Raw genomic sequence first — 19,591 nt, 5'->3', positions numbered from 1 at the left:
CTCTCCTCACTTCGCCGCGCGACGCACGAGCAGGAAGTTGACTATTGACATGAGGCCGATCATCAGGAACAACGCCCATGCCACGGCCGCGCCGTAACCCGCGGTGCTGAGGTTCTCGATGCCCTTCTCGTACATGTACATCGCCAGCGTCTGGAACTCGCGCTGGTCGCCGCCGATGATGCTGCCGTTGGCGAAGATCAGCGGCTCGGTGAAGAGCTGCAGACCGCCGATGGTGGAGAGGATGACCACGAAGAGGAAGGTCGGCGTCAGCATCGGCAGGGTGATCCGCCAGAACTGCCGCCACTGGTTCGCCCCGTCGATCGCCGCCGCCTCGTAGAGGTCGCGCGGGATGGCCTGCATGCCGGCCAGCAGGATCAGCGTGTTGTAGCCGGTCCAGCGCCAGTTCACCATCGAGGCGATCGCGGTCCAGGAGCTCCACCGCTCGGCGTCCCAGTCGATCGGGCCCACGTTGACGAAGCTGAGCAGCCAGTTGAACAGGCCGAAATCGCGCTGGAAGAGCATCCCGAAGACGATCGCCACGGCCGCGACCGAGGTCACGTTCGGCACGAAGATGGCCATCCGGAAGAACGTCTTGGCCCGCAGCTGGGTCCGGTTGAGCAGGTTCGCCAGGAAGAGCGCCAACATCAGCTGCGGCACGGTGGAGAGCAGGAAGATGCCGAAGGTGTTGAGGACCGCGTTCCAGAAGTAGTCGTCGGTGACCAGCGTGCTGAAGTTCTCCAGCCCGATGAACTCCTGGTCCTCGCGGATGAGGTTCCAGTCGTGCAGGGACATCCAGCCGGTCCGCAGCATCGGGTAGAGCCCGAAGATGCCGAACAGGATGAAGAACGGGGCGATGTACAGGTAGGGCGAGTACTTGAGATCGAGTCGCGACAGGCGGTGCGACCGGGCCCGGTGTCGGCGGGTCTCGTCCGGTGGCGCGGCCCGGGGCGGCGGCGCCGTCGTGGTCGACAGGCTCATGGGGTTCCTTTCCCGCAGGCGGCACGGTGGCGCACGCCGCCGCGCAGGGGTGCTACACGCAGGGGCTGCTGGCTGGATGGAGCGGGAGAACTGGCGGCGGCGGTGACACCGGCCCGACCCGGCCATCGGCGGGTGGCCACCCGCCGATGGCGCCCGGGCACCAGAGCCCGGACGCCACCGACGGTCGGATGCCACATGTCATACGAGGTACCGGCGGCCGGCCGGCGTTGACCGCCGGCCGGCCGGCCGAATCAGAATGCGCCCTGGACGGGAGCGTCCTTCATGAACTGCTCCCAGGCCTCGGTGGCGTTGATCTGCCCGCTCTCGTACGCGCGCAGCGCCGGGTCCATCGCGTTCTCCTTGATCGCCTGGTGCTTCGGCCCGTAGGTCAGCGGCTCGATCTTCGACACGCTCTCCCCGAAGATCTTGCCGGTCGGAGCGTTGTTGAAGTACGGGTTGGTGTAGGAGACGAAGTCCGGGTTCTGCAACGCCTCCAGGTTCGTCGGCAGCGGGCCCTTGAGCTTGAAGGCCTCGATCTGGCTGTTGGCGTTGGTCAGGAACTCGGCCAGCTTCGCGGCCTCCTCCGGGTACTTGCTCTGCTCCGGCACGGCGAGCCAGGAGCCGCCCCAGTTGCCGGCACCGCCGGGCACGCCCGCGACGTCCCACTTGCCGCTGTTCTCCTCGCCCGAGTTCTCCTGCACGATGCCGAGCATCCAGGACGGGCAGAGGGTGGCGGCGAAGGTGCCCTGCTTGAAGCCGGCGGACCACTCCGGCGACCAGGTCGCCGCCTCAGCGGTGATGTTGGCGTCGGCGATCGCCACCGAGGTGTCCCACGCCGTCTTCACGGCCTGGCTCTTGTCGGCGATGACGTTGTTCTCGGCGTCGTAGAAGAGGTCGCCACCCGCCTGCACCATGACGGCGCTGGCGGCGGTGGTGATCGAGTCCAGCATGCCCTTGCCGGTGGCCTCGCGGTACTTCTTGCCGGTCTCGATGAAGGCGTCCCAGGTGGGCCAGAGCGCGGTCACCTGGTCCCGCTCGGTCGGCAGCTTGGCCGCCTCGAACAGGTCACGCCGGTAGCAGACCGCCAGCGAACCGACGTCGGTCGGCAGGCCGATCAGCCGGCCGTCGGCGGCCTTGCCCAGCTCCCACTTCCACTGCAGGTACTCGCTGCTGTGGTCCTCGATCAGCTCGCTCAGGTCGGCCCAGTTGGCCGGGTTCGACTTGAACTCGTTGAGGATGCCCTCCTCCAGCGCGACCACGTCACCCGCGCCCTTGCCGGTGGCGAGCGCCCGGACGAGCTTGGGACGGTACTCACCGAGCTGAGCGGTCTTCCGCAGCTCGATCTTGATGCCGGATTCCTGCTCGTACTTCTTGACCAGTTCGTCGTAGCCGAACTCGCCGAACGTTTCGACAACCAGGGTGGCCGGCTTTTCGCCGGCCTCCGGCTCGTCGTCGCCGCCGCACGCCGCGGTCCCGCCAAGGGCGGTGATCGCGGCCAGAGCGACGGCTGCGACCCGCCTGCGGCGCGTCGTGACGCTCATCCTGACCCCTCTCGGTGCTGAGGTATGTGGTGGGGGAATTCCCATCTGGCGTCGCCGGCCGGCGGAGCAGGTCGAACTGACCTGAGCCGCGCCGGATGGCGACGGTGTGCCTGCGCCGCCGGGCCTGGGGCCGTCTGTGACCTCCGCCACCAAATCCCGGGAGCGCTCCCATGAGATTGCCGGCAGGTTTCGAAGGTGTCAATGGTCAACTGGGAGCGATCCCATATCGTTACCCCGATTCACGTCTCAGGAGCCGGAGAAGTGGGTACCACCGGGGGAAATAAAGTCCCCAACCAGGACGATGCCCGAAAAGTGGCATAAGCACATTTCCCGATCCGTGGATCAGGCGAGGCGGCGGGCCAGCGTGGTGACCCGGCCCGCGTCGAACCGCTCGGGGTCGAACTCGCGGCCGATCCACTGCCGCATCGCCCGGTGGTCGGGGTGCGCCGGATCGGCGAGCGCCACCAGGAAGCCCCGATAGCCGAAGGCTCCGCCGACGTCCTCCGGCGGGCAGGCCCGCTGCCCCGCGACACAGACCGGGTACCGCTCGTCCGGGTCGGCGCCGAAGACGTCCTCGACGGCCACCTCGTGCTCCCACCAGTCGCCGAAGTCGTAGGTGTAGCGGAACCGGCTGCCCTTCGCGAGCACCGCGTCCAGCCGGCAGTCCAGCTCGTCGCGCAGGGTCAGCTCACCCTCCGGATCCGGTACGCCGTACTGCAGACCGTCGATGTCGAACGAGTGCAGGTGGCAGTCCTGCCAGCCCAGCACGTGCTGAAACACCCGGTGCAGCCGGTCCAGGGTGTAACCGCCGGGCACCAGCACCCGCCGCCACACCGGCGGTGTCACGTCGGCGAGCGAGACCCTGAGCTGGTAGATCTGACGCCGCATGCGCTCCCGTCCCCTGGCATAGGCTGCCGGCATGATCTGCCGAGCGTGCCGGGACCGGCGACACGGCGAGTGCCGGGGCCGCAACTGGTGCGACTGCCAGCACCGTACCCCTCAACCGACCCCGCCGGTCACGGGTCCGGCAAGCGAATGACCGCTGATTTTCCGGTCCGCCAACTCTGGCCGGCGCCGGCCGGAGCCGGTGGACCGCTGGACGACGAGGCGCTCATCGCGCGCTACCCCCGGGCAGTTGTTCCCTGGCTGCGGGTCAACTTCGTGACCAGCATCGACGGCGCGGCCGAACTCGACGGCCGGTCGGCCGGGCTCTCCGGCGGCCCGGACAAGCGGGTCTTCGGCATCCTGCGGATGGTCTGCGACGCGCTGCTGGTCGGCGCCGGCACCCTGCGCCAGGAGCGGTACCGGGCGCTGCGGCCCACCGCCGCCCGACGTGCCTGGCGCCGCCGGCACGGGCTGCCCGAGTTCCCCACCCTGGTGGTGGTCTCGGCCGGCCTCGACCTCGATCCGGCCCAACCCGCCTTCGCCGAGGCGCCGGTCCGCCCGGTGGTGCTCACCCACACCGCCGCCGAACCGCCACCCGGTCTGACCGGGGTGGCCGAGCTGGTCCGCTGCGGCGACGACCGGATCGACCTCGCCGCCGGCCTGGCGCACCTGCGCCGGCGCGGCCTGCACCAGGTGCTCTGCGAGGGCGGACCCCGGCTGTTCGGCGCGCTCACCGCGGCCGACCTGGTCGACGAGGTCTGCCTCACCGTGGCGCCGCTGCTGGCCGGCCCCGGCCCCGGCCGGATCAGCACCGGCCCCACCGGACCGGAAGCCGCCGGACCGGAAGCCCCCGGGCCGGAAGCGGCCGCCCGCCTGCTGCCGCTGCGGCACGCGCTCGGCGCCGACGACGGAACGCTGTTGCTCCGACACGCACGGGACTGACCCGCCGCCGTCGCGCGCGCCGTTTGGCGCCGCGTCGTACCCGTGGGGCAGGATGCAACCCGTGTTACCTGACCGAGGATCCCGTGCCCGGACAACCACCCTGACCGGCGGTAACCGATGAGCGACAGCACGCCGGAACCGGCGGCCGAACAGGTCGGCCGGGTGCTCGGCACCGCCGACGCCACCCCGCTGCAGTTCTGGACCGCCGTGCTGCCCGGTGGCTACCTGCAGCTCGACGACGTGGTGGTCACCCGGCGCGAGCTGCCCGACCGGGAGCCGGTCACCATCTCCGGGGTGGTGACCCAGGTCCGGGCCCGGCACGAGGGCGCCCAGTTCGACTCGGACGTCTTCGCCATCGCCGACGGCACCCTGCCGGCGCAGGTCCAGGAGGCCGCCGAGGTGACCACCACCCGGGTCGACCCGGAGTTCTACGTGCCACCGACGCCGGGCGCGCTGGTGCACCGGGCGCAGGGCGGCGAGCGGGACTCCGCCCTGCACTTCGACCGGATGGAACGCCGGGTGCCGATGGGCACCGGCCGGGACGGGGTGCCGGTCTTCCTCAACGCCGACTTCCTGGACGGCAGCCGGGGGGCGCACGTCTCCATCTCCGGCATCTCCGGGGTGGCCACCAAGACCAGCTTCGCGACGTTCCTGCTCTACTCGGTGTTCCGGTCCGGGGTGCTCGGCGGTGACGCGGTGAACGCCAAGGCGCTGATCTTCAACGTCAAGGGCGAGGACCTGCTCTTCCTCGACCACCCGAACACCCGGCTGGACGAGCCGACCAGGGCCGCGTACGACAAGTTGGGGTTGACCGCCGGGGCCTTTCCGGACCTGCGGGTCTACGCCCCGCCGCGGGCCGGCGACTCGTCCGGCACGCCGGATGTGAGCAGCCGGCTGGCCGGCGTGGACAGCTTCTACTGGACGCTCACCGAGTTCTGCGCCGACCGGCTGCTGCCGTACGTCTTCGCCGACGCCGACGACGAACGGCAGCAGTACACGATGGTGGTGCACTCGGTCGCCGCGCACCTGGCCCGGTACGCCCAACCCGCCGACGGCGGCGTCAGCCTGGACGGGGTCCGGATCAACTCCTACCCCGACCTGGTGGACCACATCGTCGAGCAGCTCGCCGACGACGAGACCCGGGCCACCTGGGCCGGCAGCGCGGTCGGGCTGGGCACCACGAACGCGTTCGCCCGGCGGCTGATCGGCAGCAAGCGCGACCTGTCCCGGCTGATCCGGGGCGACCTGGCCAGCCGCCGGCCGCACGCCATCAACACCTCGGAGAGCGCCCAGGTCACCGTCGTGGACCTGCACAACCTGCCGGACCGGGCGCAACGGTTCGTGGTCGGCGTGACGCTGCGCGGCGAGTTCGAGCGCAAGGAGAAGGCCGGCACCGCCAAGCCGCTGCTCTTCGTCGTGCTGGACGAACTGAACAAGTACGCCCCACGGGAGGGCTCCTCGCCGATCAAGGAGGTGCTGCTGGACATCGCCGAGCGCGGCCGCTCCCTCGGGGTGATCCTGATCGGCGCCCAGCAGACCGCCAGCGAGGTGGAGCGGCGGATCGTCACCAACTCGGCGATCCGGGTGGTCGGCCGGCTCGACCCGGCCGAGGCGTCCCGACCCGAGTACGGCTTCCTCCCGCCGGCCCAGCGGCAGCGGGCGCTGCTGGCCAAGCCGGGCACCATGTTCGTCAGCCAGCCGGACATCCCGGTGCCGCTCTGCCTGGAGTTCCCGTTCCCGGCCTGGGCGACCCGGGTCTCCGAGGCCGGCCGACCGCCCTCGGAGACGCTGCGCTCGATCACCCAGCAGTCGGACCCGTTCGCGGTGGTCGGCACCCGGGCCGGCGCGCTCGCCGACGACGACATCCCGTTCTGAGCACTCGACCCCCGGAGGACCGCACGGCGTGAAGATCCTGCACACCTCCGACTGGCACGTCGGCAAGGTCCTCAAGGGACAGTCCCGGCTCGGCGAGCACGTCGCCGTGCTGGCCCAGCTCGTCGAGGTGGCCCGCGACGAACGGCCGGACCTGGTCATCGTCGCCGGTGACCTCTACGACACGGCGGCGCCCACCCCGGACGCCACCCGGCTGGTCACCCGGGCGCTCTCCGCGCTGCGCGGCACCGGCGCGACGGTGGTGGCGATCGGCGGCAACCACGACAACGGCGCGGCGCTGGACGCGCTGCGGCCGTGGGCCGAGGCGGCCGGCGTGGCGCTGCGCGGCAGCGTCCGGGACAGCGCCGCCGACCACCTGATCGAGGGGGTCACCGCCGGCGGCGAGCGGTGGCGGCTGGTGGCCCTGCCGTTCCTGTCCCAGCGGTACGCGGTGCGGGCCGTGGAGATGTACGAGCTGACCGCCGCCGAGGCGACCCAGACCTACGCCGACCACGTCGGGCGGCTGATCGGCCGGCTCACCGAGGGCTTCACCGGCGACGCGGTGAACCTGATCACCGCCCACCTGACCGTGGTCGGCGGCCGGACCGGCGGCGGCGAGCGGGAGGCGCACACCGTGCTCGGCTACGCCGTACCGGCGACGATCTTCCCGACCGGCGCGCACTACGTCGCCCTCGGGCACCTGCACCGGGCCCAGCAGGTGCTCGGTCCCTGCCCGATCCGCTACAGCGGCAGCCCGCTGGCGATCGACTTCGGCGAGGAGGAGAACGTCTGCTCGGTCACGATCGTCGAGGTGACGGCGTCGACCGCCGCGCGGGCGCGGGAGGTGCCGATCACCGCCGGCACCCCGCTGCGGACCGTCCGGGGCACGGTCGCCGAGCTGGCCGAGATCGACGCCGGGGACGCCTGGCTGCGGGCGTACGTGCGGGAGGCGCCCCGGGCCGGGCTGCGCGAAGAGGTGCAGGAGCTGCTGCCGCGGGCGTTGGAGGTCCGGATCGACCCGGACCTGGTGCCGGCCTCCCCCACCGGCCGGCCGGCGGCCCGGCGGGCCGGCCGCTCACCCGGCGAACTGTTCGCCGACTACCTGGACAGCCGGGGACACGGCGAGGACGGGGTCCGGGAGCTCTTCGCCGAACTACTGGAGGAGGTGGACCGGTAGTGCGCCCACTGCGACTCGACCTGGCCGGCTTCACGGTCTTCCGTGACGAGACCACCGTCGACTTCACCGACGCCGACTTCTTCGCCCTGGTCGGGCCGACCGGCTCGGGCAAGTCGACGGTGCTCGACGCGATCTGCTTCGCCCTCTACGGCACGGTGCCGCGCTGGGGCAGCACCCGGGGCATCGGCAACGCGCTCGCCCCGTCCGCCAACGAGGCCCGGGTCCGGCTGGTCTTCGACTCCGGCGGGGCGCGCTACGTGGCCAGCCGAGTGGTCCGCCGGGACGCCCGGGGCAGCGTGAAGACCGCCAACGCCGGCCTGCAGCTGATGCCGGCCGGGTTCGACCCCGGCCGGCTCGACACCGGCCTGACCCCGGACGACCTGGGCGAGGTGATCGCCGGTACGCCGGCCGAGATGGACCAGGCGGTGCTGGACGCCATCGGCCTGCCGTACGAGCAGTTCACCAGCTGCGTGGTGCTGCCGCAGGGGCAGTTCGCCGACTTCCTGCACGCCAAGCCGGCCACCCGCCAGCAGATCCTGGTCAACCTGCTGGGGCTCGGCGTCTACGAGCGGGTGCAGAAGCTGGCCGCCGCGCGGGCCACCGAGGCCGAGACCCGGCTCACCGAGGTGGACCGGATGCTGGCCGGGCTGGGCGGCGCCGACGAGGCGGCGCTGGCGGCGGCCGGCGAGCGGGTCGAGGCGATGCGGGCGCTGGCGGCGGCCGTCGACTCGGCCGTACCGGAGCTGGAGCGCGCCGACCGCGCGGCGGACGAGGCGGCCGGGCGGCTGGCCGCGCTGGACGCGGAGATCGCCGAGCTGGACCGGCTGCGGCCGCCGGCCACCGCGGCCGCCGTGGCCGAGGCGGTGACCGCCGCCCGCGCCGCGGCCGCCGAGGCCGCGGCGGCCGTCACGGCCGCCGAGGAGCGGGAGGAGAAGGTACGCGGCGAGCTGGCCGCCGCCGGCGACGACACCGCGATCCGGCTGCTGCTGAAGGCGCACGAGGAGCACGACCGGGTCGCCGGGGAGGCGGCCGGGATCCGCGCCGCGCTGGCCGAGGCGACCGCCGAGCACGCCGCCGCGGCCGGGGCCCTGGACCGGGCCCGGGCGGTCGCCGACCGGGCCACCGCCGAGCTGGAGGCCGCCCGGCAGTCCTACCAGGACGCCCAGACCGCGGACCGGGCGGCGGCGCTGCGCGCGCAGCTCACCGTCGACGCGCCCTGCCCGGTCTGCGCGCAGCCGGTGCCCGCGGTGCCGGACCTGCCGGCCGGGTCGGCGGTGGCGGCGGCCGAGGCGGCCGGCAAGGCGGCGCGGGCGGCGGCCGACACCGCCGGCCGCGCGGTCGCCGAGGCCGAGCGGGTGGTCCGCGACCTCGAACGCGCCCTCGACCGGGCCCGCGACCGGTCCGGCCAGCTCGACGCTGCCCTGGTCGAGCTGACCGGCCAGCTCGCCGACTCGCCCGGGCCGGCCGCCCTGCGGCGGGAGCTGGCCACGGTGGCGAAGCTGCGCCGCGACCTGGAACAGGCCGGCGGCGCGGTGCGCGCCGCCCGGGACGCCAACCGGCGGGGCCGGGCCGGGGTGGAGGCGGCCGAGGAGCGGATGCGGGCGGCCTGGCGGGACTTCGACACCGCCCGGGACGCGGTCGCCCGGCTCGGTCCGCCGCCGGCCGACCGCGAGGACGTGGCGGCGGCCTGGACGGCGCTTGCCGGCTGGGCGGCCGGGTCGGTCGCCGGCCGGCGCTCCGACCGAGCCGGTGCCGCCGAGGCGGTGGCGGCGGCGCGGGCGACCGCGACCGAGCTCGCCGGCCGGATCGGCGACCTCTTCACCGCCGCCGGGTTGCCGGTCTCGACCGACCACCGGCGGGCGGCGGCGGTCGCGGTGGAGCGGGCCGAGGCGGACCGTCAGCGCCTGGTGGAGCGGCGCGAGCAGGTCGACCGGCTCACCGGGCAGCGGGACGGGCACGAGCGGGACGCCCGGACGGCGAGGTCGCTCGCCGGTCACCTGCGGGCCAACAACTTCGAACGCTGGCTGCTGGCCGAAGCGCTCGACCTGCTGGTCGAGGGGGCCTCCGGCATCCTGCGGGAACTCTCCGGCGGGCAGTACGACCTGATCCACGACAAGGGCGAGTTCTTCGTGGTGGACCACCACGACGCCGGGCTGCGCCGTGGGGTGCGCACGCTCTCCGGTGGCGAGACGTTCCAGGCCTCCCTGGCGCTGGCGTTGGCGCTGTCCGAGCAGCTGGCCGGCCTGTCGACGGCCGCGGCGAGTCTGGAGTCGATCGTGCTCGACGAGGGTTTCGGCACCCTGGACGTGGCCACCCTGGACACCGTGGCGGCCACCCTGGAGAACCTGGCCGCCCGGGGCGACCGGATGGTCGGCCTGGTGACCCACGTGCCGGCGCTGGCCGAACGGGTGCCGGTCCGGTTCGAGGTCAGCAAGGACGCCCGGACCGCCCGGATCGAACGGACCGGCCTGTGACCGCCGGGCTGGCCGCCGGACCCCGGGTCTTCGTCGACGCCTGGGATCCGGCCTACGGGGCGTCGTTCGAGGCGGCGGCCGGCGGCCCGGCGGCGCCGAGCAGCGCCCAGGTCGACCCGGACGTGGAGCTGCCGGCCGCGGCCTGGCGACCGGTGCCGGCGCCGTCCGGCGTCCGGGCGCCCGACCTGGTGCTGCTCGTCGACGGGGTACGCCGGATCGACGCCAGCGTCTGGACCGCCGAGCCCGACGGCGCCTCCTACGCCGGCCTGGCCGCGTCGTACGCCGCCGGGGTGGTCCGCTGTGACCTGGCCCGCGGCGCCGCGGAGCTGGCCGGCACGCAGGTGGCGCGGGGCCTGTTCACCGCCAGCCCGTCGGCGCAGGACCTGGTCGCCGGCCAGATCCGGTACGCGCTGCACCGGGTCGACGGCACCGGTGAGCTGAGCAAGCTGCCGGCCGCCGTGCAGGGGCCGCTGACCGCGCTGGAGGTCGAGGTCTCCAACGCCGCCCGCGACGACGGCGACCTGCTCGTCGTCGACGGCCCGCTGCGCAGCCGCCGGCAACTGCCCCGGACCATCGGGTACGTCAAGACCCAGCACAGCCAGTACCTCGACGCCCGGCTGGCGGCGGTGGTGACCGGGCTGGCGGCCGGGCAGCGGTCGCCGGTGTTCCGGCTCGGCACCGCCTGGGGCGGGTACTCCTGGTACCTCCGGCTGCCCGGTTCGGCCGGCGCGCCGTGGGCCGGGGTGGTGCGGGTGGAGTGCTCGGCGGAGCTGGCCCCCGACGAGGCGATCGAGCTGGCGCACCTGTCCCTGGTGACGCTGCCCCGGTTCGCCTCCACGCCGTACAAGGACCCGCGCGCCCCGCAGAACCTGATCCCGATCGCCGGCCTGGAACGGCGGCTGCGGGGCCGGCTCGGCGACGCCCGGCTGCTGCACCGCGCGCTGACCGCCGCCGCCGCCCGCACCGGCGGCTGACCGGGCCAGGGCGGGACGGGAATACTGGCCGGGTGGGACGAAAGCGGGAGTCGGCGGCCCGGCCGTCCGTGCCGGTGGCCGGTGGCCTCGCCGAACTGGCGCCGGACCCGGACCGGCCGCGCGGCTACACCCTGCTGGTCGACGGCACCCCGCAGTCGCACGTCGACCTCGACGACCCGACCCACCTGGAGTTCGAGTACGTCCGGCGGATGGCCGCCGCGATCGACCTGCACGCCCCGGCGGGCCAGCCGCTGCGGGTGCTGCACCTCGGCGGGGGTGCGCTCACCCTGCCCCGCTACGTCGCCGCCACCCGGCGCGGCTCGACCCAGCGGGTGGTGGAGGTCGACGAGCGCCTGGTCGAGCTGGTCCGGCGGGAGCTGCCCTGGCGACCGGACCCCCGGCTGCGGGTCCGGGTCGCCGACGCCCGCCAGGTCGTCGTCGGCAGCCGCGACGGCGACTACGACCTGGTGGTGGCGGACGTCTTCGCCGGTGCCCGGACGCCGGCGCACCTGACCTCGGTGGAGTTCGTCACCGAGGTGGCCCGGGTGCTGCGCCCGGCCGGCGCGTACCTGGTGAACCTGGCGGACGGGCAGCCGCTGCGGTACGCCCGCGGCCAGGTGGCCACGGTCCGCGCGGTGCTGCCGGCCGCCTGCCTGGCCGCCGACGCGGCGGTGCTGCGCGGCCGGCGGTACGGCAACCTGGTGCTGGTCGCCGGCCGGGTCGAGCCGCCGGTGCCCGAGCTGATCCGGCGGGTGGCCGGCGACTGGTTCCCGGGCCGGGTGCTGCACGGCGCGGACCTGGACCGGTTCACCGGAGGCGCCCCGGTGGTACGCGACGCCACCGCCCGGCAATCCCCGCCGCCACCTGCCGGAACTTTCACCGTCACCGGTTGATCCGTTCGGCCGCCGGATCCGTACTCCCGGGCGGCCACCAGCCGCTACGCAGGCCGGATGGCGCCGGACGGGAGGTTGTGTTGATGCACGCGGTAGCGGGCGGCTTGCGTGTGGATAGGGTAGGTGTGGATCGGGTCTGCACCACTCGCCCAATCCGTCCCAGGAAAACTCTCGACGTGAGGCCACGTGATCGCGATGATAGGCCGGTGACCCCCCGACCGGCTCCGGGCCGCCATCATGCCGGGCCGGCGGAGGTCAACCACTCCGACGAGCTGGTCCGGCTGCTCTACGAGGAGCATTCCGCACCACTGTTGATGTTCGTGCTCCGGCTCACCGGCGGCGACCGGCAGCGGGCCGAGGACGTCGTCCAGGAGACCCTGCTGCGGGCCTGGCGCAACGCCCACCGGCTCGGCGCGCAGGGCCAGGCGTCGCTGCGGCCGTGGCTGGTGACCGTCGCGCGGCGGATCGTCATCGACGACCACCGCAGCGAGCAGGCCCGACCGGCCGAGACGTTCGACCGCGACCTGGAGGTCTTCTCCGAGGCCGACGAGACCGACCGGGTCCTGCGCCAGATGACGGTGAGCGACGCACTTCGGACGCTCAGCCAGCCGCACCGGGAGATCCTGGTCGCCACCTACTTCCGGGGCCGGACGGTGCCGGAGGCCGCCGAGGAGCTCGGTCTGCCGCTGGGCACCGCCAAGTCCCGGGTCTACTACGCGCTTCGGGCGCTACGGGCCGCCCTGCAGGAGCGCGGGGTGACCGAGTGAGCGGCACGGACCACCTGGACGTCGCCTCGTACGCGCTGGGCGCCCTCGACCCGGTCGAGACCGCGCGCTTCGAGGAGCACCTCGCGGAGTGCTGGAACTGCGCCCGGGAACTGGAGACGCTGCTGCCGGTGGTCGACCTGCTCGGCGAGATCGACGCCGAGGACCTGGTGGTGGCCGAACAGTCCGTTTCGGACGGTCGGCTGCTCGACCGGATGCTCGTCGCGGTGAGCGAGGACCGCCGCCGGGAACGCAGCCGGCGGCTGTTCAGCCTGGCCGCCGGGGTGGTCCTGTTGGCCATGCTGACCGGCTTCGCGCTCTTCGCCGGCGGCCAGTGGCTGGCCGAACCGGGGACGAACACCGCCGGTCCCGGCGGGCGCGACACCGGGTCGGTGCCCAGCGCACCGCCGCCGATCACCAGCTCCCCCGGCTTCGGCGTCGGCGGGCCGGAGTTGGACGCCGGCGAACGGCTCACCGCTACCGACGAGACCACCGGCGTCGAGGCCACCCTGCTGCTGCAGTCCGAGCCGTTCGGCACCCAGATCTCGTTCGCGCTGGCCAAGCTCACCGGGCCGCAGAACTGCCGGCTGGTGGTGCTGCGCAAGAGCGGGTCGGCGGAGGTGGTCTCCAGCTGGTCGGTGCCGGTCACCGGTTACGGCACGGGCGCCGAGCCGGCCCCGCTGCTGTTGCAGACCACCACGGCGGCGCCGCGGTCCGACATCGACCGGATCCAGGTGCAGGCGATCGACCTCAAGGGAGTCGCCACCGCGCTGGTCACCGTTCCGGTCTGACCGGCACCGACGGTCCCGCCCAACCCCGCAGCGCGATGGCGCGGGCGGCCCCCGCCTGCCCGTTCGACGCCGGGCGCGGGGTGCACCCGTCGACCACCATCCACGCACCGCGAACCGGCCCGGTTCAACGGATCCGTGTGAAATTGTCCACGCTCGATTACCAGTCCAACCGGGCTGGTCCTGCGTACTTCCTGGCGACCTGCCAAGTATGGAGGAGGGCACGTGGCACTGATCAAGCGGACCGTTCCCGTCATTCTCGCTGGCGCACTCGCGGCACTTTCGGCCTGCGCTCCGACGGGATACGACCAGGGCAACACGGGCGGGACGGAGCAGGTCGCCAACGCTGCGGCCCAGCCGTCCGCCGAACCGTCCGAGGAGGCCGAGGCCGCCGAGGACACCCCCGACGTCAAGCTCACCCTGGAGCTGATCGGCAAGGAGGTCGCCCGGATGGGCGAGGTGGTCACCGACGAGAAGGGGTGGATCCTCTACCGCTTCGACGAGGACTCCGCCAACCCGCCGACGAGCAACTGCGTGGACCAGTGCGAGGAGATCTGGCCGCCGGTCTACACCGACGGCGACCTGGCGCTCGACGGCGTACTCGACGACAACGTCGGGACCGTGGACCGGGCGGACGGCACCAAGCAGGTGACGCTGGGCGGCTGGCCGCTCTACCGCTACATCGGCGACAAGAAGCCCGGCGACTGGAAGGGCCAGGGCGTCGGCGGCAACTGGTTCGTCTCCCAGCCGGACGGCAAGAAGAACCTCGAGTGCCTGCCGAAGGGCACGCCGAAGCCGGTCGCCCCGCCGTCCAAGGACGATGACGACGCGGCCGGCAGCGACAGCGGCGGCTACGACTACTGACCAAGCGGCGGTGGGTCGGTCGAGCCGCCCGAGCCACCGCGCCGGAACATCGCACCACCGCCCGCGAGACGCGGCGGTCGGCCGCTGCCAGGGAGGGCTCGGCCGGCCGCCGTCACGACCGGGACGCGGCGCGCCGGCAGCGCCCGTACCCCGGCTGCGGCGCCGGCCCGCGAGGGCCGGCGCCGCAGTGCTTCACCCGGCAGCCAGAAATTGCAGGTAAGCGGCCCGCAGGCCGGGAAAGGAGGCGCTGCCAATGCACCGGACGGGTACGCTGCGTTCCAACCCGGATACGCCGGCACCGTCAGTTGTCAGGCGGCGACGCACACCACAAAGGTCAATTCGGGGCCGGCCGGCAGGTCAACCCCGGCCCGGACCGCGAGGCGTTGCGGCGCAACGAGGGCACCCGCTCCCGGCCTGCGGCTTGAACCCGGGCCATCAGCCGAACGGCTGATCCCCCGGGTTCGCCGCCGGAAGCATAAGTTCCAATTAAGTACGACCTAAGACTTCCGTATCTTCCCTGGCTCGCGTTGACGACGCAGTAAAGGGATCCGTACGGTTCCATCCGTAGTAAGCGAAATGATTATTTGGAGGACGACAAGATGGTGACGGAATCCCGGCGACTCCGCTGGACCGCCACGATCGTGACCGGCCTCGCCGGCGGACTGCTCGGTGGCCTCCTCATCGCCCCGGCCGCAGCCATGGCCCAGAACGCGCCGGCCGACCCCGGCGCCGGTGCCGGGCCGGTCACCCCGGCCGACCGGGACCTGCTGGTCAAGGTTCGGCTGGCCGGCCTCTGGGAAATGCCCGCCGGTCAGATGGCGGCCGAGAAGGGCGCCTCGCAACGGGTCCGCGAGATCGGCGCGGAGATTGCCGCCCAGCACGTCGAGCTGGACCGGCTGGTGGTCGCCGCCGCCGCCCGGCTGAACGTGCCGATACCCGACCGCCCCAACGTCGAGCAGCAGGGCTGGCTGGACGAGATGAAGGGCAGCACCGGCGCCCAGTTCGACCAGATCTTCGTGGACCGGCTCCGGGCCGCGCACGGCGCCGTGTTCCCGGCGATCGCGGTGGTCCGCACCGGCACCCGCAACGAGGTGGTCCGGGTGCTGGCCCAGCAGTCCAACGACTTCGTCATGAACCACCTGACCCTGCTGGAGAGCACCGGCCTGGTCGACTACGGATCACTGCCGCTGCCGCAGGCCGGTGCCGGCGGCCCGGTGGTGCCGGACAGCGACAGCGCGCTCTTCTCCGGCGCCAACGCGCGCGGCGTCGTCGGCGCGGCGAGCGTCAACCAGACAGTCGTCTGGATCGTGCTGGCCGCGGCCCTGGTCGCCGGCGCCTACAGCCTGATCCGCCTGATGAGAGCCCGCTGAACCACCCATCGAGACAGATAGCGCTGGCAACCCCAGTAAGGAAGAGGTCCACCACGTGAACACCACCCCCTCCCGCCGCCGTGACTGGCGTCGTTCCCAGGCGAACGCCAAGAACAAGCGAGTCATCGCGGTCGTGGCCACACTGGTCGTCTTCGGTGGGATCGTCGCCGTGAACCAGGTCTCCAACGCCGCCGAGAACCGTCGGCGGCAGGCCGCGCAGTGCGCCCCGACCTCGGCCCCGCCGGCGGACCCGTCGGCCGGGGCCACCCCGACCGGCGCTCCGGACCCGAACGCCCCCGGTACGCCGAACCCGGACAACCCCGCGGCCGCGTACCACGACCACGGGTCGATCCAGCATCCCGGCGACGGCCAGGAGCCGGCGTCGGCCGAGACCCGCCGCCGCGGCGGCAACCGGGGCAACAACAACTGCCCGCCGAACAGCTCGCCGAGCGCCGGCGCGCCGGCCCCGGGTGACGCCCTGGACATCCTCGGCAACGACTGCGGCCCCAGCGAGCTGGCGGCGCACGACGGCTTCCAGCTCGGCAACCGGTGCGTGAGCACCGCGTTCGGCGAGGTCGCGAACGCGGAGAACAACGCGTCCCTGATGATCACGCGGGCGCCGCAGCGGGTCCGCGCGAACCAGCAGTTCACCCTCCGGGTCAGCACCCGCAACCTGGTCCGGGACCGGTTCCTCGCGGCCGGCCAGGGCGGCTACTACAAGGAGAGTGCCTTCCTCGACGAGAACGGCCTGGTGCGCGGCCACTTCCACACCGCCTGCCGGATGCTCGACAGCCGGCGCAACGCCCCGGACCCGGCCCCGGTGCCCGCGTTCTTCGTGGCCACCGAGGACAGCCAGGGCGGTGCGCGACCGGACGAGGTCGTCATCACGGTGCCCGGCCTGCCGCAGGCCGGTGTCGCCCAGTGCGCCTCGTGGGCCGGCGACAACTCGCACCGGATCCCGATGATGGCGCGGGCCAACCAGATCCCGGCCTTCGACAGCGTCCGGATCAACGTCACCCGGTAACACCCGACCGTGCCGGCCGAGGGCGGCACCGCGACGCAACCGGCGTCAGCGGTGCCGCCCTCGCCATGTCCGGGCTGGACACGGCGGGACCTGCCGCCGTACCTGAGCAGGGCGGGCCGTACCCGATCGGGACCGGCCGGGTCCGGGGCTGGACCGGTGGTCCGCCGGTGGCCGACTAGGGTCTGGGCTGTGGTGAACGAGCTCGTGCCGGCGTCGACCAGGGTGCTGCGACCGCCGGACGGCTACCGGTTCGCCCAGTCGGTACGGACGCTGGCGATGGGGGCGCACGATCCCTGCGCCCGGTTCGTCGGGGACGCGTTCTGGTGGGCCGCCCGCACCCCGACCGGCCCGGCCACCCTGTCGCTGCGCCGCGCCGGGACCGACCTGCGCGCCGACGGGTACGGCCCCGGCGCGCGGTGGGTGACCGAACGCGCGGACGCGGTCGCCGGGCTGCGCGACGACGTCACCGGCTTCGCGCCACTGGTGGAGTCCCATCCGGTACTGGGTCCGCTGGCCCGGACCCTGCACGGGCTGCGGATGCCGGCGACCGGGCAGGTCTTTCCCCGGCTGCTGCGGGCGGTCCTGGAGCAGAAGGTCACCGGCAAGGAGGCATACCGGGCGTACGCGGCGACCGTACGGCGGTTCGGGTCACCGGCGCCCGGGCCGGTCCAGCCGCTGCTGATCCCCCCGGAGCCGGCGGTGATCGCCGCGGTGCCGTACTGGGTCTTCCACCCGTTCGGGGTGGAGCAGCGCCGGGCGCAGACGCTGAGTCGGGCCGCGGCCGAGGCCGACCGGCTGGAACGCTGCGCCGACGCGGCCGAGACCAGCCGCCGGCTGACCGCGATCCCCGGGATCGGTCCGTGGACGGCGGCCGAGGTGGTCCGGATCAGCCACGGCGACCCGGACGCGGTGAGCGTCGGCGACTACCACATCCCCAACATGGTCAGTTGGGCGCTGGCCGGCGAGCCGCGCGGCGACGACGCCCGGATGCTGGCCCTGCTGGAGCCGTTCCGCGGCCACCGGGGGCGGGTCTGCGCGCTGCTGACGGCCGCCGGCCGGCACGCGCCCCGATTCGGTCCGCGGATGCCGATCCGCTCCTTCGCCCGATTCTGAACCGGCCCGCCGCGGCGGCGGCCCGAAACCCCGCCGTGGCCCGCCGCAGCCCGCCGTGGCCCGGACCCCTCCGCAGCCCGGACCCCGGCGGCCGCGACCTCGCCGGCCGCGCGACCTCACCAGCGCAGTGGGACCTCAGGGCAGTTCGCGGAAGTCGGCCAGGCTCAGTGGGGTCCGGTCGCGCAGTAACCGCTCCAGCGCCGGCACCGTGCCGACCTCGCCGAGCACGTCCACGCCGCCGACGTCGGCGGCGTAGCGGCGGGCCAACCGGTAGCGCTGCCGGCCGGCGACCAGTTCCACGCTGACCCGCCACCGGCCGCAGCAGGCGCAGGCCCAACCCCGCCCTCCGCGATCCTTACGCACCCCGCGAAGATAGCCCCTGAGCTGCGAAAACAGCCAGTTCGAGCGGCCCGTGGGCGGGGCCGGCGGGCGGCCGGGACCCGGGCCGGCGGCGGTGACGCCCCACCGGCGGGCCGGCCGGTCTGGTTGACTGGCCGGGTGCAGTTACCGATCAACCCCCCGGTCGAGCCGATGCTGGCCAAGAGCGTCGCGGAGCTTCCCACCGGCGCCGGGATGACCTACGAGCCGAAGTGGGACGGCTACCGGTGCATCGTGTTCCGCGACGGCGACGAGGTCGAGCTGGCCAGCCGGGGCGGCAAGACGCTCACCCGGTACTTCCCCGAGGTGATCGAGCAGGTCCGCCGGCAGCTGCCGGCCCGCTGCGTGGTCGACGGCGAGTTGATCGTGATCCGGCGGGACGGTCCGGACGGCGGCCCCCGGCTCGACTTCGACCTGCTCGGCCAGCGGATCCACCCGGCTGCCAGCCGGGTGTCGATGCTGGCCGAGAAGACCCCGGCCGACTTCGTCGCCTTCGACCTGCTGGCGTACGGCGACGAGGCGCTGCTCGACCAGCCCTACCACCGGCGCCGGGAACGGCTGCTGGCGGCGCTCGCCGACGTGGTTCCGCCGGTGCACGTCACGCCGGTCACCGCCGACGAGGCGACCGCCCGCCGCTGGTTCGAGATCTTCGAGGGGGCCGGGCTGGACGGGTTGATCGCAAAGCCGGCCGACCTGCCGTACGACCCCGGCAAGCGGTTGATGTTCAAGGTCAAGCACACCCGGACGGCGGACGTGGTGGTGGCCGGCTTCCGCTGGCACAAGTCCGGGCCGGTGGTCGGGTCGCTGCTGCTCGGCCTCTACGAGGGCGACCTGCTGCACCACGTCGGCGTCTCGGCCTCGTTCACCGCGGCCCGCCGGGCCGAGCTCCTCGACGAGCTGGCGCCCTACCGCGGCGACGTCGCCGGCCATCCGTGGATCCACGGCGACCACACCAGCGGGCAGCGCATTCCCGGCGGGCTGAGCCGGTGGAGCGGCACCAAGAACCTGGAGTGGGAGCCGCTGCGCCCGGAGCTGGTGGTCGAGGTCGGCTACGACGCGATGGAGGGCGACCGGTTCCGGCACACCGCCCGGTTCATCCGGTGGCGCCCAGACCGCGACCCCCGCTCCTGCGAGTACGCCCAGCTCGACCGCCCGGTCCGGTTCGACGTCGACCAGGTACTCGCCGGCGACCCGGCGCCGACCGCCTGACGACCGTCACGCCGCGACCGCCTGACGACCGTCGCCCCGCGACCGCCTGACGACTGTCGCCCCGGCGCCGACCGGCTGACGACATCAGGCGCGGCCGGCAGTCGAGAAGCGCCCCGCAGCACCGGCCGGCCGCCCGCCTGACCGGGAGCGCGCCAGACCCGGGATAGCCTGGCGGGCAGAGATCGCGGAAGGACTCTCGTGACCCGCACACCACCACACCCGCCGGCCGGCCGCGCCACCCCGAACCGGACCCGCAGCGCCACCCCGGACCGGACCCGCCTGGTCGCCCCGGGCCGGACCCGCCTGGTCGCCCCGGGCCGGACCCGCCTGGTCGCCCCGGGCCGG

General features: G+C 73.6%; 17 protein-coding genes. 13 read left to right on the top strand and 4 right to left on the bottom strand.

The genetic code is table 11. The features are described from left to right. Positions 1 to 6: 6 nt before the first annotated feature. The 3 genes from O7627_RS11290 to O7627_RS11280 all read right to left on the bottom strand — a co-directional run bounded on the left by O7627_RS11290 (position 7) and on the right by O7627_RS11280 (position 3,407). Positions 7 to 978, bottom strand: coding sequence for a sugar ABC transporter permease (locus tag O7627_RS11290; protein ID WP_278093448.1), 972 nt, complete (start codon positions 976 to 978; stop codon positions 7 to 9). Between the two features lie 251 nt (positions 979 to 1,229). Continuing rightward, entirely contained in the window at positions 1,230 to 2,519 is a 1,290-nt protein-coding gene (locus O7627_RS11285; protein WP_278093447.1) for an extracellular solute-binding protein, read from the bottom strand. 342 nt (positions 2,520 to 2,861) lie between these two features. Further along, entirely contained in the window at positions 2,862 to 3,407 is a 546-nt protein-coding gene (locus O7627_RS11280) for a plasmid pRiA4b ORF-3 family protein (protein WP_278093446.1), read from the bottom strand. Positions 3,408 to 3,554: 147 nt separating this feature from the next. Here O7627_RS11280 and O7627_RS11275 point away from each other — a divergent pair, with 147 nt between their 5' ends. The 12 genes from O7627_RS11275 (at position 3,555) to O7627_RS11220 (ending at position 17,659) form a co-directional block, all read left to right on the top strand. After that, positions 3,555 to 4,346 carry a pyrimidine reductase family protein gene (locus O7627_RS11275; RefSeq protein WP_278093445.1) on the top strand — a complete coding sequence of 264 codons (792 nt, stop codon included), beginning with the start codon at positions 3,555 to 3,557 and terminating at the stop codon, positions 4,344 to 4,346. A gap of 117 nt (positions 4,347 to 4,463) precedes the next feature. After that, positions 4,464 to 6,221, top strand: a complete 1,758-nt coding sequence (locus O7627_RS11270) for an ATP-binding protein (RefSeq protein WP_278093444.1) — start codon at positions 4,464 to 4,466, stop codon at positions 6,219 to 6,221. Between the two features lie 28 nt (positions 6,222 to 6,249). Then, entirely contained in the window at positions 6,250 to 7,395 is a 1,146-nt protein-coding gene (locus tag O7627_RS11265) for an exonuclease SbcCD subunit D (RefSeq protein WP_278093443.1), read from the top strand. Then, a complete protein-coding gene (locus O7627_RS11260) occupies positions 7,395 to 9,869 on the top strand; it encodes an SMC family ATPase (RefSeq protein WP_278093442.1) in 2,475 nt (824 codons plus the stop codon). The genes O7627_RS11265 and O7627_RS11260 overlap by 1 nt, the downstream gene beginning before the upstream one ends. Then, the gene (locus O7627_RS11255; RefSeq protein ID WP_278093441.1) at positions 9,866 to 10,843 is read left to right on the top strand and encodes a hypothetical protein; all 978 of its coding nucleotides are present in this window, start codon (positions 9,866 to 9,868) and stop codon (positions 10,841 to 10,843) included. Before O7627_RS11260 ends, O7627_RS11255 begins: the two co-directional genes overlap by 4 nt. 32 nt (positions 10,844 to 10,875) lie before the next feature. Next, complete coding sequence (locus O7627_RS11250) at positions 10,876 to 11,736, top strand: fused MFS/spermidine synthase (RefSeq protein WP_278093440.1); 861 nt, start codon at positions 10,876 to 10,878, stop codon at positions 11,734 to 11,736. A gap of 83 nt (positions 11,737 to 11,819) precedes the next feature. Next, positions 11,820 to 12,503, top strand: a complete 684-nt coding sequence (locus O7627_RS11245) for a sigma-70 family RNA polymerase sigma factor (protein WP_278093439.1) — start codon at positions 11,820 to 11,822, stop codon at positions 12,501 to 12,503. After that, positions 12,500 to 13,291 carry a zf-HC2 domain-containing protein gene (locus tag O7627_RS11240; RefSeq protein WP_278093438.1) on the top strand — a complete coding sequence of 264 codons (792 nt, stop codon included), beginning with the start codon at positions 12,500 to 12,502 and terminating at the stop codon, positions 13,289 to 13,291. The genes O7627_RS11245 and O7627_RS11240 overlap by 4 nt, the downstream gene beginning before the upstream one ends. 222 nt (positions 13,292 to 13,513) lie before the next feature. Next, on the top strand, positions 13,514 to 14,152 hold the full coding sequence (locus O7627_RS11235; RefSeq protein WP_278093437.1) for a hypothetical protein: 639 nt from the start codon (positions 13,514 to 13,516) through the stop codon (positions 14,150 to 14,152). Positions 14,153 to 14,751: 599 nt separating this feature from the next. Continuing rightward, a complete protein-coding gene (locus tag O7627_RS11230) occupies positions 14,752 to 15,522 on the top strand; it encodes a DUF4142 domain-containing protein (RefSeq protein ID WP_278093436.1) in 771 nt (256 codons plus the stop codon). 55 nt (positions 15,523 to 15,577) lie between these two features. After that, the gene (locus O7627_RS11225; RefSeq protein WP_278093435.1) at positions 15,578 to 16,546 is read left to right on the top strand and encodes a Pecanex-like protein 1; all 969 of its coding nucleotides are present in this window, start codon (positions 15,578 to 15,580) and stop codon (positions 16,544 to 16,546) included. Positions 16,547 to 16,738: 192 nt separating this feature from the next. Then, the gene (locus O7627_RS11220; RefSeq protein WP_278098248.1) at positions 16,739 to 17,659 is read left to right on the top strand and encodes a DNA-3-methyladenine glycosylase 2 family protein; all 921 of its coding nucleotides are present in this window, start codon (positions 16,739 to 16,741) and stop codon (positions 17,657 to 17,659) included. 135 nt (positions 17,660 to 17,794) lie between these two features. Here O7627_RS11220 and O7627_RS11215 read toward each other — a convergent pair whose 3' ends face one another. After that, the gene (locus O7627_RS11215) at positions 17,795 to 18,022 is read right to left on the bottom strand and encodes a hypothetical protein (RefSeq protein ID WP_278093434.1); all 228 of its coding nucleotides are present in this window, start codon (positions 18,020 to 18,022) and stop codon (positions 17,795 to 17,797) included. Positions 18,023 to 18,157: 135 nt separating this feature from the next. Here O7627_RS11215 and O7627_RS11210 point away from each other — a divergent pair, with 135 nt between their 5' ends. After that, positions 18,158 to 19,246, top strand: coding sequence for an ATP-dependent DNA ligase (locus O7627_RS11210; protein WP_278093433.1), 1,089 nt, complete (start codon positions 18,158 to 18,160; stop codon positions 19,244 to 19,246). Positions 19,247 to 19,591 lie beyond the last annotated feature (345 nt).

The sequence above is a fragment of the Solwaraspora sp. WMMD1047 genome (genome assembly GCF_029626155.1).
In the GTDB taxonomy this organism is placed as follows: Bacteria; Actinomycetota; Actinomycetes; order Mycobacteriales; family Micromonosporaceae; genus WMMD1047.
Note: the sequence above shows the minus strand (reverse complement) of the source record. Positions and strands in the feature narration are given on the sequence as shown.